The sequence below is a fragment of the Pseudomonas canadensis genome, assembly GCF_030980095.1.
GTDB classification, from domain to species: domain Bacteria; phylum Pseudomonadota; class Gammaproteobacteria; order Pseudomonadales; family Pseudomonadaceae; genus Aquipseudomonas; species Aquipseudomonas canadensis.
Window position 1 is genome coordinate 697,627 of the sequence record NZ_CP133298.1, and the last position, 13,982, is coordinate 711,608.

Sequence of the window (13,982 nt, forward strand, 5' to 3'; positions counted from 1 at the left end):
TCTTCGTCAAAAAGGATAGGTCAATCTTTTGGCTGGCCAGGCATGGAGTAACGCGTGAACAAGCTTACCTCGGCGGTGAAAGTGCTCGTGGTCGACGATCAGCCATTGATCGTGGAAGAGCTCTGCGAATTTCTTGAAGGCAGTGGTTATCGCTGCGTCCCTTGTGAGTCCAGCCGACACGCCTTGCAGCGCTTCAGCGAAGACGCCGAGATCGGCTTGGTGCTGTGCGACCTGCACATGCCGGACATGGACGGCATCGAGCTTGTAAAGGCTATGCAAAAAGTGGCAGGCAAGGCGCGGGCATTCGAGGCGATCATGCTCACTGGGCGCGCCGAAAAACAGGACGTGATCAAGGCCCTGCGTGCAGGGATCTCGGACTACTACCAGAAGCCGATCAACCTCGACGAGTTGCTCGAAGGTCTACAACGCCAGGAAGCAGCGCTGGAAGAGCGACGCAAGGAGCTGCAACTGGGGCACCTGAACCAGAAGCTGCAATACCTTTCCGAATCCATCAACGACCTGTACCAGGACCTCGACAAAGTGCGCCGCAGCCCAGGTGCCGGCGTGGCGGATGAGGCCGACCTGGTCGCCGAAGAAGCCGGCCCGGTGGAAATTCCGAGCATCTTCAACCAGCTCTCGCCACGCCAACTGGATGTAGCGCGCCTGGTGGGCAAGGGCCAGACCAACTACCAGATCGCCTGCGAACTGGGGATCACCGAGAACACGGTCAAGCTGTACGTGTCCCAAGTACTGCGCCTGACCCATATGCATAACCGTACCCAACTGGCACTGGCCTTGTCGCCGAGCAACTCGGCGATGCGCCAGCGAGTGACGGCGCACTGAAGCGCCAGGACCTCATTGACTCTGGCCGCCTTTAGAGTCCCCACTGGTGCCCGTTTCGAAAAACTCTGGAATCGGATATTTGTAAGTGTCCAGCCAACGCTGCGAGGCCTGCTCCCGTTCCGCGGGCGTGGCCCTTTGTGGCGTCGGCGAAGCGGCTCGCCCGTTGATCTGCAAGACCATCCAGTTTTCCGTTTCCGCCTGCTGCGGGGACGACGGGCCGGGTTCGATGGCCATGGCGCCCAGCGGTAACAGCACCAGGCCGATCAGGTAATGTGCTTTCATCGATCACTCCTTACTTGAGGCTCACCGGCAGGGCATCGCGCACGGTCGCGACTTTGCGCGCCGCCGTCCGGGCGCCCTTGAGTTTTTCTGCGCGGGCCTGGGCATCGGAGACTTGCTCGCGGCTCAGGCCCAGCTGACTGACGACCTTGGCCGCTTGCCCCCAGTCGTCCTGGTAGATCAACAGCGTGATCAGATTGACGGCGGCCAACGGGTCGCCCTGCTTGAGTTCGATGGCCGTCATGAATTCAAAGCGGGCTTCTTCCACGCGCAATTGGTTGAGGTAAACCACGCCCAAGTCATTGCGGATTTTCTCATCAGTGGGCGCCAGCTGCGCCGCCCGCTGCAGGTGGGCCATGGCCAGGGCGCTGTTGCCCTTCGCGGCCGCCAATTGCCCCAGGCCGTGCTCGCCTTCGGCGGTCATGCAGGTGCCGAGCAGGCTGCGGTACAACGGTTCAGCTTCGCTGCGCCCGAGTAGGCGGTAAGTGCGGGCCTTGCGCTGGCGCACTTGGGGCAAGGCTTCGGGCAGGCTTTGCAGGTTGGCCAGGCTGGCGTGCACCTTGCCTTCGTTGGCCAAATCATCAGACAGGTTGAGCGCCAGTTCCTGTTCCGAGCTTGGCTTGGCGCAACTGCCCGGTGAGGTCAACGCTGCCCAGGGTGATTGGCCATTGGTGGCGCAGCCGCCGAGCATCAGCATGGCCAAGCCGGCAATCATTACTCTCATCAAGGTCTCCTCAAAAGTTGGCCATCGCCCGTGCGATGCCGATAAAGGCCGGGCCGCCGAGCACGATCAGCAAAGCGGGGAACAGAAACACCATCATCACCACCGACATTTTTGCTGACATCTTTGAAATGTATTCCTGCAGGCGGGTCAGGCGTCGGTCGTCGAGCAGTTGCTTGAGGGCCAGCAAGGACTTCATCGCGCCGCCGCCCTGATGGATCAATTGTTGAAGGATGACGCAGGTGTCGGTGAACTCATCGACTTCCAGCAAACGCGCGGTCTTGCCCAGTTCTTCGCCCAGTTCCAGGCCGGAATCGACCCGCGCCAGGATCAGGCGCAGCTCATGCGTCAGCGCGGGCAGCAAGCGCTGGGCTTCGGTGCCCAGGACGCGCAATGACTGTTCAACCGCCATCCCCGATTCGAACAGGATGCGCAGCAGCGGAATGAAGGTCGAGATTTCCTTGGCGATAGTTTGCTGACGATGTTTGGCGGCGGCGGCGAGCACGCGTTTGGGCAGTAGGTAGCCAATGCCCAGGCCAAACAGGGGCGCAATCCACGCGGGGTCCATTTCAGGGAAAAAAACCTGCTGGCCGATGACGGTCAGGCCCAGGAACACGATGGGCAAGCCGATCTGAAAGGCCGCAAACAGCGAACGTTGGCTGGCCTTGCGCCAACCAATGCGGTTGAGCAGTATCTGGGTCTCGTTGTCCAGGCTGACCGAACGCTGGGCCAGGGTGCTGGCGCCGAGTTGACGCATGAACGTGCCAAGCTTGGCATCGCCGCCCATACGCCCTTGCAGGCGCTCAGCCACCCGGCGGTCACGTCGGCGATTCTCGAGCAATTGGCCGCCGAACAATACCAAGGCGGCGAGCAACAACAAGACACAGGCCAGCAGCGCCATCTCAGACACTCCTCAGCATGCGCCACATGAGCAAGGTGCCGCTGATGTCCATGACCAGCGCGCTGAACAGCATGATGCGTCCCGTATCGTCGTTCCACATGTTCATCAGGTAATCGGGATTGACCAGGATGAAATACCCCACGATCAGTATCGGCAGCCCGCCCAGCACATACGCGGTCATGCGGGTTTCACCCGTCATGGCCTTGAGTTGACGGGCGCCCTGTTCCCGTTCGCGGATCATCTTGATCAGGTTTTCCAGCAGCTCACTGGCATTGCCGCCGTAGCGGTGATTGACCTTCAGGCCCAGGGCGAACAGGCGGAATTCATCCTGTTCATAGAACTCGGCAAAGTCGCTGACCGAGTCCGGCAGGCTGACGCCCATGCGCACATTGCGTTGAACGCGGCCCATGGCTTCCTTGAGCGGATCTTCAGTGCTCTCGACACCGCCCAGTACTGCGTCGGCCAAGGTTCTGCCGGATTTGAGGCTGCGCACGCTGTGGTCGAGCAATTGGGGTAGTTGCTCGACCATACGTTGCACGCGGCGTTGATAACACCAACTGATGTACACCCGCAGAAACAAAGGCGGTCCGACGATCATTGTGATCAGGCCCAACCCGTCGGCGAACAGCCAGCCCAACAGTACGCCGATCACCCAGGCGCTCAGCCATAGGCCAAGGCGGTCCGTGGGTTTGCCCAGCCCGGCACGTTGAAACATCCGCTCAACGCCCGTCCAACGGGTGTCGGTGTCCTGTACTTCGGGCTGACCGTCGCCGAGACGTTCGAGCACGCGGTCCGTCTGGGCCTTGCGCAGGCCGTGCTGAAATTGCCAGAACGACAGGCCGATCAGCAGCAGGCAGATAAGGAGCAACACAGGTCCGATCATCTGGCGCTCCCTAGGATTGCAAGGCCGATTCGCGGCGCAGTTTGTCGCCGGCCGGGTTGATGGCTTCGCGCAGGAAACCGAAGCCGGTGCGCCGGTCCAGGCGGAACAGGGTGTTGGTGACATACACGTCTTCGCGCACGCCGACCACTTCCACCACTTCACTCACACAGCGGCGTCCATCGGGCATGCGTGTCAGTTGGATAATCACGTCCAGCGCGGCGCAGATCATCTGGCGCAGGGTTTTTTCCGCGACCACACGGCCGGTCAGACCCACCAGGGTTTCCAGGCGCAGCAACGCATCCTGGGCATTGTTGGCATGCACGGTGCTCATGGAACCGTCGTGGCCGGTGTTCATGGCGGTCATCACGTCGAGCACTTCCACGCCACGGATTTCGCCGAGGATGATGCGGTCCGGGCGCATCCGCAGGGCGTTGCGGATCAGGTCGCTGGAGCGTACTTCGCCATGGCCTTCGGCGTTGGGCGGGCGGGTTTCCAGGCGAACCACATGGGGGTGGCCCAGTTGCAGTTCAGCGACGTCTTCGATGGTCACCAGGCGCTCATGGGGGTTGATCAACTGGCTGAGGATGTTCAGCAGCGTGGTCTTGCCGGTGCCGGTGCCGCCGCTGATCAAGATGTTGCAGCGCTTGCCCACGGCCTCCTGGAAGAACTCGAAGATGCTTTGATCAATGGTTTGCATGGCAACCAAGTCGCTGCTCTTGAGCATGTCCTTGCGGAATTTCCGAATCGACAGGCACGGCCCGTCCAGGGCAATCGGCGGGATGATCGCGTTGACCCGGCTGCCGTCGGGCAAGCGCGCATCCACCATCGGCGAGGATTCATCCAGGCGCCGGCCCAATGGCGCGAGGATGCGTTGCATCACGCGCTCCACATGGTGGTCGTCGATGAAACGCAGGTCACTCTGGTGCAGCAAACCATCGCGTTCGATAAACACACGGTGCGGCCCGTTGACCAGGATTTCTGTCACCGCAGGGTCACGCAGCAGCACTTCCAGCGGGCCGAAACCGGTGAGTTCGTCGACGATCTCTTCGGCCAGGCGCTCTATCTCATAACGCGAGATCGCCAGTCGCATGCGCGTGATGTATTCGGAAACCTTGTCGATGACAAATTGCGCCAGGGACTGGCGTGTGCCTTCGAGCAGGTTTTTACCCGACTCCTCGATGGCGTCGATGATGTAGCGGTGCAGCACCAGCTTCAGGCCATCGTGATCGCTGTTGCCGCCAGCGGCGCGGGCTGGGCCGCCAAACAGTTTTTCGCCGTTCATCGTCCTGACCCCAGGAAGCGTTCAAACCAGCGCATCGACGGCTTCGCCAGGCCCTCGGAGCGTTTTGCCAGGCGCTCGCCCAAGGTGCGCACGGCTTGGGTCAAAGGTTCACGGGGGGCCAGGGCAAACAGGGTCTGGCCTTGGTTTTTCACATTCAGGCGCAGCTCGGCGCTCAGCGGGAGTACGGCGATGCACTCAAGGCCGAAGCTTTTTTCCAGGGCCTCGGTATCGGGTGCGCAGGCCTTGATGTAGCGGTCCACCACCAGTTTGGCGTGATCCAGCTTCATGCCTTTTTCGCGCCAGCGGTTGAGTATTGCCAGGTTGCGGCGACAGTCCAGTACGCTCTGGTCGGTGCACCACAGCAGTTTGTCGCAGTGGCTGACAAAGGTGCGCAGGGCCTCGCTGTCGGGTTGCCCGGTAATGTTCACGACGATGTGCTGGAAGTGCTGGCGCAGTGCACTGAGCAACATGAACAGCTCGGCGGCACTGGTGAGTTTGAGCGGTTCGTCACCGGTGGCGTAGGCCAGGATGCGCAGCCCGTCCAGGGCGGGGGTAAAGGCGCTGTTGATCAGGGTGGTATCGAGGCGGCGCAAGTGTCGCAACGCGTCACCGAAATTGAAGGTGCTTTGCAGACCCAGCAAGGCCAGGCTGTCGCTGCGCGGCAGGCCCAGGTCGAGCAACAAGGTTTGCTGGCCGCTTTTCTGCACGACCAGCGCCAGGTGGGTGGCCAGCATCGCCCCATCGGCATTGCTCTGGGTGCCAAAGAGCACGGTCAGGCCACCCAGTTGTGCATTGTTGGTGACGGTGGGCAGGCGCTTGCTCAAGCGTCGCACCAGGCCCGCCACTTCACTGGAGCGCGAGCCGTAGGCCACGAAGTCGCGGGCGCCGGCCCGCATGGCGTTCAGCACAAGCTGGTTGTCCATGCCATCGCCCAGGGCGACGACGGCGAGCATCGGCTTGGCTTCCAGGGCGCCTTCGATCAATGCGCTCTGGGCCACGACGTTTTCGCGGTCCAGGCCGACGAACACCAGGTTGGCGAAGGTCACATCCACCAGCGCCAGCAGTTCGTCCAGGCTGCCGGTGCCGGCGCTGACGACTTGGCCAAGCGGCGCCAGGGCGCCCTGCAGCCACTCCAGGTCAGTGGTGTTGCGGGTGATGGCGAGAAAGGTCTGGCTCAGGCTATCGCTCATTGGGAAAGTCCACTGCGACGGTCAAAGTTGCCGTTTTCCAGGAAGAACAGCCGGTACCAGTTTGGGTCGTAGCTGCGTAGTTTCTCGCCGGGCAAGGAGGGCAGTTGGGCGTTGGCCGCCAACGGTTGCACCAGATGCGGCGTGACGATCATGAGCAACTCTTTTTCTTCGCGGCTGATATTGGAGTCGCGGAAAAACGCCCCGAGGATCGGGATGTCGCCCAGCCCCGGAAACTTGCTGATGGTGGAGCGGTTGTTGCTGCTGATCAGACCGCTGATCACAAAGCTTTCGCCATCGGCCAAGGACACGCTGGTGTCGGTACGGCGGACGGTCAACGCCGGCACCTGAATGCCTTCGATCTGCACCGCGTTGCTGTAGTCCAGTTCGCTGACTTCTGGTGCCACCTTGAGCGAAATGCGATTGCGGTCAATCACCGTGGGGGTCAGGGTCAGGCGGATGCCGAACTCCTTGTATTCGATGGAAATCGTGTCGCTGCCCGCGCTGGGCACCGGGATTGGCACCTCGCCGCCCGCCAGGAAGGAGGCGCTCTGGCCGCTCATGGCCACCAAGCTGGGACGCGCCAGGGTGTAGGCAAAGCCGCTGCGTTCCAACGCGTTGATCATGGCCGAAACCCGCCCACCGCCAAAACCGACGTTGAAGCTTTGTGTGTTGACCGGCAATTTGAACACGCCTTCCGAAGGGGACAGCAGGTTGGGACTGCCGAGGAAAAAGTTTGCACCCGTGCCCAGCAGCCGGGTGCTGGCTTCCTTGAGCTTGGTACGGCTGACCTCGACAAAGCGGATATCGGTCTGCACCTGGCTGGGCAACAACGGGTCTTCCGACGGCGGCAGCGACACGCTGGTCAGCGCCGACGTGGCCTTGCCCTTGACGAACACCATGCTTTGGCGCGGCGCGCTGGCACAGGCGGTCCATACCATCAGGCTGGTAGCGCCGGACGAGACACCGGTCAGCAGAAAGTTCCGGTCACCGTTGACCCGCACATCGGCGATTTTCGGGTCGCCGATGGCAAGGCGCGTAATGGCCACCGGTGATTGCAGCTCTTGTTGCAGGCCTTCTCCCACCTCGACCACGGCGGGTAACTGACCCAGGGCACCGCAGTTGCCCGGCGCTGCCAAGGCCATGCCGACCGGCAGGCTCGACAGCATCAGGGCCCAGGCCATGTGCGTGAACAGGGGTGCGTAGCGATGGCTCATTCAAGGCATCCTTGCTCGATCACGGAGTTTGTGGTGCCGCTTGGGCACCGCGAATCACTTCAATGCCACGGCGTACGCCAGGCCCAGCGGTGCTGGCTTGGACGACGCGTTTGGGCGGGCCGGTCAAGGCCAGTTGGGTGAATTGGTAGAGGTTGCGGTTGGCGCTTTCCAGTCTCTCTGATGCGTCGCTTTCGCCAGCCCAATAGCGACTGAGCAGTTGTTCATCGGCGCTACGTACCGCCAGGCGCAACACGCCGGCTTGCGCCGCGAGCATCAGTCGGCTTAGCAGTGGCTCCGGCACGGCCAGCACCACGGTGCGTGCGCCGTATCGACGTTGGGCGGCTTGGGCGCGTTCTTCAGGCGTGACCGGGGGGGGCACAGCGGGTTTGCCATCGTTGGCCAGGCCCAACTGGTCACCGACGCTGAGCAGGCGCATGGCCGGAAGGACGATCTGCGCCGACTGCTCGACGTTACCGACATCCTGGCGCAGGAACAGCAGCACATCCACGTAATCGCCTGGCGTCAGTTGGCCCCCAGCGCCGCTCACCTCATCCACGGCCACGGCCAGGGCGCGCTCATTCGGGCGAATCATGCGGGCGAGCGGGCCGCCGGCGCTGAAGCTTTCTTCGGTGAGCCAAGTGCCTGCGCCCAAGGTCCGCAGGGGGATGCGGCCGATGGCTTGATCGAGCTGGGTCAGGCTGCCGGCGGGCGCGGTGCGCAGTTTTTCCAGGATCAGGTCGGCGTCGGTCAGTGGCACAAAAGCGGGCACGTCATGCGCCAGCACCACCACCGGTTGGCGGGTCTGGTCTTCCACCGCAGCGACAGTGTTATCAACGGAAACGACAGGTACGGCGGGGGCTGCGACAGGCTCCGGAGCGCGGCTTAAAACAAGCCCCCAGTACCCGGCGATCAAGGCCCCGATCAGCAACAAGCCGGCCAGGACCATGCTGATGCGACTGTTCATGACGGCTCTCCCTTTCCCGTTGCACTGCACACCCGATTAATTCGAATGGGTTAATCCGCAACCTGGCTGTGATGAACATCTAACGATTTGGCTATTTGAAGGTAGCTCAGCTAGGACGAAATGCCATTACCCTGGAGAAAAATTATGTGAGCTTATAAACGCTGCCTTTATACGGCGCGTTTATAGGGGCTGACGTTACGACTAATACTTTATGATTAATTCGTTATTACAGTTGTGAGGCTGGGGTTTGTTGACAATGCTCTAATGGCACGCCGCGATTATCTGGTACTAGAGCCGTTCCGGCTTCCAGTGGCGTTTTAGGGAGAAGTCTTATGTTCCTTGACCTGGTGTTGAAGCTGTATGTCCAAACCCAACTATTCTTCAGTCGCAAAGAAGGAGCCTCAGGCATCGAATACGCCATTGTCGTAGCGTTGGTAGCGCTCGTTATAGTGGGTGCCGGGACGGGGCTTGGAACTAAGGTAAAAACCATTTTCACCAATATGACCACTAATATGCCGACCGGAACATGATTTAGTTGTGGTGGCCGTTATGATGATCCCCTCTTGAAGGTGATGCCATGAGCGCGTCTTCACGCCAGCAAATTCTATTGGTGGACGATGAAGAGGACGCCTTGATCGAACTCGCCGAATCCCTCGAAAACGAGGGATTTGTCTGTTTTACCGCCACCTCCGTCACCTTCGCCCTGCAAGAATTGACACTTCACCCCGACATCGCCTTGGTCATCACCGATCTGCGCATGCCCGAGGAAAGCGGTATCTCCTTGATCAAGCGCCTGCGCGAACACACCTCACGCTCACACCTGCCGGTGATTGTGATGTCGGGCCACGCCGAAATGGACGATGTGAGCGACATGCTGCGCCTGCAAGTGCTGGACCTGTTTCGCAAGCCGATCTATCTGGTTCGGTTGATTGATACGTTGAACAATCTGTTTCCCCTCCCGAAAACCAGGCTTTAGGCGCCCCACTAGCGCCTAAAGGGTAGGATCAGAGCTGATAACTGAAGCTCAACGTATACCGTGGCCGCCGGTTGAAACTGTCCAGCGCGATATCCGACATCGGCTTGGCCGCTTCCAGGGCTATGTTGTAGTACTTGTTGTCCCCGAAGCGCAGCCCGAGTGCAGCCGATGACAGGTCGCTGCTTCTGACCGGCAGATCGTTGAACCAGGTCTTGGCGCGGTCGAACACAATATAGGGCTGCAGAATCCTCACCCAGTCGCCAGCGCGGTTGTAGCTGTAGTTGACCTCATACGCCAGCCCCCAGCCCTTGTCACCGGAACCCTGGTCGTCAGGGTAGCCACGACCGAAGTTCTGCCCACCGAACGTGGCGCGTTCGCTGTCCGGCAGGGTGTCATTGCTCCAGTAAAACGCTCCCGACAGGACGCCTTGCCAGTTATCGAAGAACTTGTCGCTTTGTACGCCGGACAGGCGCAGGCGGAAGAAGTCCAGGTCGGGCTTGAGCCCTTCGAAATCACTGTGGGTTCTGGCGCCCATGCCGTTGATGCCCTGGTACAGACCGGCGCTGAGGATACGCAGTTGGCGGGTGTCGGACTTGCGCCAGTCACCCTCGAAGGCCAGGGCGCGCAGGTTGGTTTCAACGTCGAAACGCTGGGGGTAGCCCAAGAGTTTGTAGCTTGTGGTTTGGTCCACTGCGTAGAGGCGCGTGCCGAGGGTCAGCGATTCATTCGGTGAGGCTATCAGCGGGTGGCTGAGGCCGATGGAATAGCGATCGATGGACTGGTGCGGCTTGAGCTCGAAGCCGCCGTCCAGTTGCACGTTGGTTTTGGGGTCGGCGCGGTAGCGTTCGGCGGCGAGCGCCAGCTGGGTGCCTTCGGCATTGATGAACTGGCTGTAGCCCACACGGTAGTAGTGCTCTTTATCTTCGCCAGGCGGGAACAGCCCGCTGACGTTGAGTTGCTCGCCCATTGAGGTCTGGGAGTTGCTGGTGCCGGTAAGCAGGGCCTGCAGGCCTCCGCGGCTGTCATCGGTCATGCTCATGCTACTGGTGAAGGGCTTGCGGCTGGCAGTGATCTGCATGTGTGTGCCACCGTCGGTGGTGCCCGGCGCGGGTACTTGCGCTTGCAGTGTGACGCCGGGGATACGGCCCATGAGCGTGGTATAGCGCTCGAAGGTCTTGCGGGTCAGAGGGCGTTCGGTCAGGAGTTTATTGGCCAGTTTGTCGACGTAAGCCGAGACCGAGCCGATATCGCCAGTTTGCTGGTAGTCCTTGATATAGCCTTCCACCAGAATCACGCGCACCAGGCCATTTTCGAAGCTCTGTTGGGGCAGGAATGCGTAGGACAGCAGGTAGCCGTCCTGCTGGTAGCGACGGGTAACGCCACGGGTGGCTTCGATCAGTTGCGCCAGGTTGGTCTCATGACCAAACAACGGTTCGTAGGCCTTGGCGGTCTCGTCGAGCGGGTAGATGGTGCCACCCTCGATCTGCAGCTTGCGAATCGTGACCTTGGTGTCCATCAACAGCGGCTGGCCCTGAGTAGGCGGTGTTTCGGGCACCTGGGTCTGTGGCGTGGCCGGTCGATAGGCGTCGGCGGGAAGGTTGGGCACTGGCAGGTTGCGGATGGTGTCGTTGCTGTTGAGGAAGCTGGGAAGGGTCTCGGCTTGGGCGTAGGCACTGAGAGTAAGCAATAACAACGGCGTCAACACGCGCATAGGACACTCCATGGTCAACTGCAGCAGCGTTTCGGGCCCGCCGGGTTCTGGGACTCGGTTCGGGTGGGGCATGTTCCAGGCCCCATAAAAAAGACGAGAGACTTATTGGGGTCTCTCGTCTCAACCAAGCGTAGGCGCTGTAGGGGAGGCCGTCTAATCGGCCAGGTGCAATTCTATTTTTTGCCGGTCAGGCCGTTCAATAAACCGCCCAGGCCGCCGCCGGTATTTGCATTCGCGCTGCCACCCGCCGAGGCGTTGGCGCCTACGTTCAGTCCGCCAAGCAGACCGCCGCTGGTGCCGGTACCGCCTGTGACCAACCCACCGACCGAGCCTACGGTACTGCCCACCGCACTGACGGTGCCGCCGAGGGCATTGGTGATCGGGTTGGCGTTGGCCGCCGTCAGGTTGGCACCGATACCGCTGACGGCGCCACCGACTTGAGTCACCAGGCCATTGACCGGAGCGCCGATGCCCGTGGTGTTTCCGATGTTTTGCGTCAGGCTGGCGACACCGGAGGTCACTGGGTTAAGGGCCGCGCCGACGTTTGTCGCCAAGCCGGCAACGGGCGACGTCGCTGCAGTATTGGCGACGCCATTGCCGCCAATGATTGTGCCGAGAGAAGCGACAGTGCCACCCAATGCTCCACCGGTCACGCCTGCCGCGCTCACGGTGCCATTGGTGTTGCCGGCATTCAGGCCATTACCGACGTTGGCGACCAAGCCACCCACCAACTCAGGCAGGCCGGGTTTCGAAGCGCCGCCCGCTGGGGCGACATAGCCACCGGACTTGTCGAGCACGCCACCGACGCCGGTCAATGCACCGCCCACGATATTGGTCACCGGGTTGCCGGTACCCCCTGCGCTGGCAACCTGACCACCCAGGCCGGTCACAGTGGAGCCGACTTTATCCAGCAGACCATTGACCGGGTTGCCAAGACCGGTGGCCTTGCCGAGGTTGCCCGTGGTGTTTTCCACCAGCGAGACCACAGGCACCAACACTTTACCGCCGACCGTGTTAGTGAGAGAACCCAGCGGCCCGGTGGTGCTGGCAGTGCTCAAGGTATCGCCGAGCATGGTGACGGTCTGGCCCACCTTATCGACCACGCCGCCGGCAGCACCGCCTACGCCGCCGGTCAAACCACCCACCACCGGAACGCCGCCCAGTGTGGTCGACAGGGATTTGCCGGTCGTCGAAAGACCGTCGCCCAGGTCGGCAACGCCGTTACCGACCCCCGCCACGGTAATGCCGAGGGAGTTGCTGTTGGTACCCAGAGAGCCCAGTCCGGCAGTGACGCCAGTGCCAATGCTGGTGACGGCGTTGCCGGTAGCAGTGACGAGACCGCCAGCCGTAGTGCCAACGATGGGAACGTTGTTCAAGGTGTCGCCAAGGTCGCCGACCGCAGCGCCCACGTTACCGACAGTACCGCCCAGAGTGCCGGCAATCTGGCCAGTCACCAGGGGAGTGGTTGTCGAACCCGTGCCACCACCCGTACCACCACCTGTTCCGCCGCCGGTGCCACCGCCTGTGCCGCCACCAGTACCACCGCCGGTGCCGCCACCCGTACCGCCGCCGGTGCCGCCACCCGTACCGCCGCCGGTGCCACCACCTGTGCCGCCACCGGTGCCACCACCTGTGCCGCCACCGGTGCCACCACCTGTGCCGCCACCGGTGCCACCACCTGTGCCGCCACCCGTACCGCCATCTGTGCCACCGCCAGTGCCGCCACCTGTTCCTGCACCCGCATCGGGTGAGGACGATGCCACGCTGGATTTGTGCCCACCACCACCGCTGCTGCAGCCGCCGAGTGCCAGTGCTACGGCCAGGGCCAGCGCGGTACTTGCTTTCCAAAACACGACTTGAGTTTTCATGATTGAGTTCCTTGCACCTGTACAACCTTGGTTGTCTTCAAACACTCGCTACTTCTCGGGGTAGCAATGTGTTTGTCCGTATGGCTATCACAGCCCCGGCGGTGCGTTCGCTCAATGCTCTACTTGGTATTAACGATTTATATACGGCACGGGTGTACCGGTTAAGTAACTAATACCAAGGGTATAAGGCAAGGATGTATCAAGATGTATATGCGTTTTGAATCAATGGCTTGAATAAAAAAGCGGACGTGAAAAAGTCCGCTATTACTTAGGGTGTATATATACAATTAACCGGTTTCTTTCAGGCGATCGGCCACCACTTGCCTACCATATGTTCAATATCGCCCGCGCCTTTTAACCACAACTCACCGCTGGAGCCGGCGGCGCTGGTCAACAACGTCACTTCACCGGGCAGGCGCACGGGTTTTTTGAACTCGACGCTGATCTCGATATTGGCGGCGGGCAGGTGTTCGCCGAGGGCGGCAAGGGTGTGCGCCTTGTTCCACAGCCCGTGGGCGATGGCCTGGGGAAAACCGAACAGCTTGGCAGTGAGGGCGCTGAGGTGGATCGGGTTGTAGTCGCCGGAGACCCGCGCATAACGGCGGCCGATATCGGCGGGGGCTTTCCAGCGGGTCAGTTCGCTGACCTGAGTGGGGGAAGGCTGGGCGTCATCCTCGGGTTCACTTTCGAGCTTTACGCCCCGGCAAAGCATGCGGCTTTCGGCTTCCCACAGCAGGCCGAGGGAGTCCTCGACGGTGGTGATCAGATCAAAGGTCGCGCCCTTGGGATGGGGCTTGAGGTTCTGCGTGTGGACAGCGATGGACAACTCACTCACACCCCCGAGCGGGCGATGGATACGGATGCGGTTACTCAGGTGAATCAACCCCAGCAACGGGAAGGGAAAACTGTCGTCGGTGAGCAACTGCATCTGCAACCCGAACGCCAGGATATGCGGATAAGTCGCCGGCAGGATCGGGCTGTCGGCAAAACCGCAGACCTTGCGGTACGCCGCTACTTGCTCGAAGTTGATGCTCACCCGACAGCGCAACCCCTGCTCGGGCAATATGTTGCCGGTGATCTTGCGCTTGAGCGCGGCGCGCCAATACAACGGCAGCAGGAATGGTGTAGTGCCTAGCGTCTTCCATTGCAT

At 61.3% G+C, this 13,982-nt stretch carries 14 protein-coding genes; 3 read left to right on the forward strand and 11 right to left on the reverse strand.

Going from position 1 to position 13,982, the window contains the following annotated elements; genetic code table 11:
• Positions 1–54 precede the first annotated feature (54 nt).
• Positions 55–843, forward strand: a complete 789-nt coding sequence (locus RB216_RS03050; protein ID WP_068931569.1) for a response regulator transcription factor — start codon at positions 55–57, stop codon at positions 841–843.
• A 12-nt stretch (positions 844–855) separates the two neighbouring features.
• Here the strand turns inward: RB216_RS03050 and RB216_RS03055 are convergent, their stop codons facing one another.
• From RB216_RS03055 to cpaB, 8 genes are read right to left on the reverse strand one after another with little or no spacing between them, the layout of a single operon-like run.
• A complete protein-coding gene (locus tag RB216_RS03055; RefSeq protein WP_028615593.1) occupies positions 856–1,125 on the reverse strand; it encodes a DUF3613 domain-containing protein in 270 nt (89 codons plus the stop codon).
• 10 nt (positions 1,126–1,135) lie between these two features.
• Positions 1,136–1,846, reverse strand: coding sequence for a tetratricopeptide repeat protein (locus tag RB216_RS03060; protein WP_308908301.1), 711 nt, complete (start codon positions 1,844–1,846; stop codon positions 1,136–1,138).
• A 10-nt stretch (positions 1,847–1,856) separates the two neighbouring features.
• Entirely contained in the window at positions 1,857–2,744 is an 888-nt protein-coding gene (locus RB216_RS03065) for a type II secretion system F family protein (protein ID WP_308908302.1), read from the reverse strand.
• Position 2,745: 1 nt separating this feature from the next.
• On the reverse strand, positions 2,746–3,627 hold the full coding sequence (locus RB216_RS03070) for a type II secretion system F family protein (protein ID WP_308908303.1): 882 nt from the start codon (positions 3,625–3,627) through the stop codon (positions 2,746–2,748).
• 10 nt (positions 3,628–3,637) lie between these two features.
• Positions 3,638–4,909 carry a TadA family conjugal transfer-associated ATPase gene (locus tag RB216_RS03075; RefSeq protein ID WP_028615597.1) on the reverse strand — a complete coding sequence of 424 codons (1,272 nt, stop codon included), beginning with the start codon at positions 4,907–4,909 and terminating at the stop codon, positions 3,638–3,640.
• Positions 4,906–6,099, reverse strand: coding sequence for a CpaE/TadZ family protein (locus RB216_RS03080; RefSeq protein ID WP_028615598.1), 1,194 nt, complete (start codon positions 6,097–6,099; stop codon positions 4,906–4,908). The genes RB216_RS03075 and RB216_RS03080 overlap by 4 nt, the downstream gene beginning before the upstream one ends.
• On the reverse strand, positions 6,096–7,313 hold the full coding sequence (locus RB216_RS03085; RefSeq protein WP_028615599.1) for a type II and III secretion system protein family protein: 1,218 nt from the start codon (positions 7,311–7,313) through the stop codon (positions 6,096–6,098). The genes RB216_RS03080 and RB216_RS03085 overlap by 4 nt, the downstream gene beginning before the upstream one ends.
• Positions 7,314–7,332: 19 nt before the next feature.
• Complete coding sequence (gene cpaB, locus RB216_RS03090; RefSeq protein WP_028615600.1) at positions 7,333–8,277, reverse strand: Flp pilus assembly protein CpaB; 945 nt, start codon at positions 8,275–8,277, stop codon at positions 7,333–7,335.
• 332 nt (positions 8,278–8,609) lie between these two features.
• Between cpaB and RB216_RS03095 the strand changes: the two genes are divergently transcribed.
• Both RB216_RS03095 and RB216_RS03100 read left to right on the forward strand, forming a co-directional pair.
• A complete protein-coding gene (locus tag RB216_RS03095; protein WP_016977026.1) occupies positions 8,610–8,807 on the forward strand; it encodes a Flp family type IVb pilin in 198 nt (65 codons plus the stop codon).
• Positions 8,808–8,854: 47 nt separating this feature from the next.
• The gene (locus RB216_RS03100; RefSeq protein WP_016977027.1) at positions 8,855–9,253 is read left to right on the forward strand and encodes a response regulator; all 399 of its coding nucleotides are present in this window, start codon (positions 8,855–8,857) and stop codon (positions 9,251–9,253) included.
• A gap of 28 nt (positions 9,254–9,281) precedes the next feature.
• Here the strand turns inward: RB216_RS03100 and RB216_RS03105 are convergent, their stop codons facing one another.
• The 3 genes from RB216_RS03105 to RB216_RS03115 form a co-directional block, all read right to left on the reverse strand.
• Complete coding sequence (locus RB216_RS03105) at positions 9,282–10,964, reverse strand: ShlB/FhaC/HecB family hemolysin secretion/activation protein (protein WP_068931572.1); 1,683 nt, start codon at positions 10,962–10,964, stop codon at positions 9,282–9,284.
• A 173-nt stretch (positions 10,965–11,137) separates the two neighbouring features.
• Positions 11,138–12,832, reverse strand: coding sequence for a collagen-like triple helix repeat-containing protein (locus tag RB216_RS03110; RefSeq protein ID WP_308908304.1), 1,695 nt, complete (start codon positions 12,830–12,832; stop codon positions 11,138–11,140).
• A gap of 301 nt (positions 12,833–13,133) precedes the next feature.
• The gene (locus RB216_RS03115) at positions 13,134–13,982 is read right to left on the reverse strand and encodes a MaoC family dehydratase (protein ID WP_068933809.1); all 849 of its coding nucleotides are present in this window, start codon (positions 13,980–13,982) and stop codon (positions 13,134–13,136) included.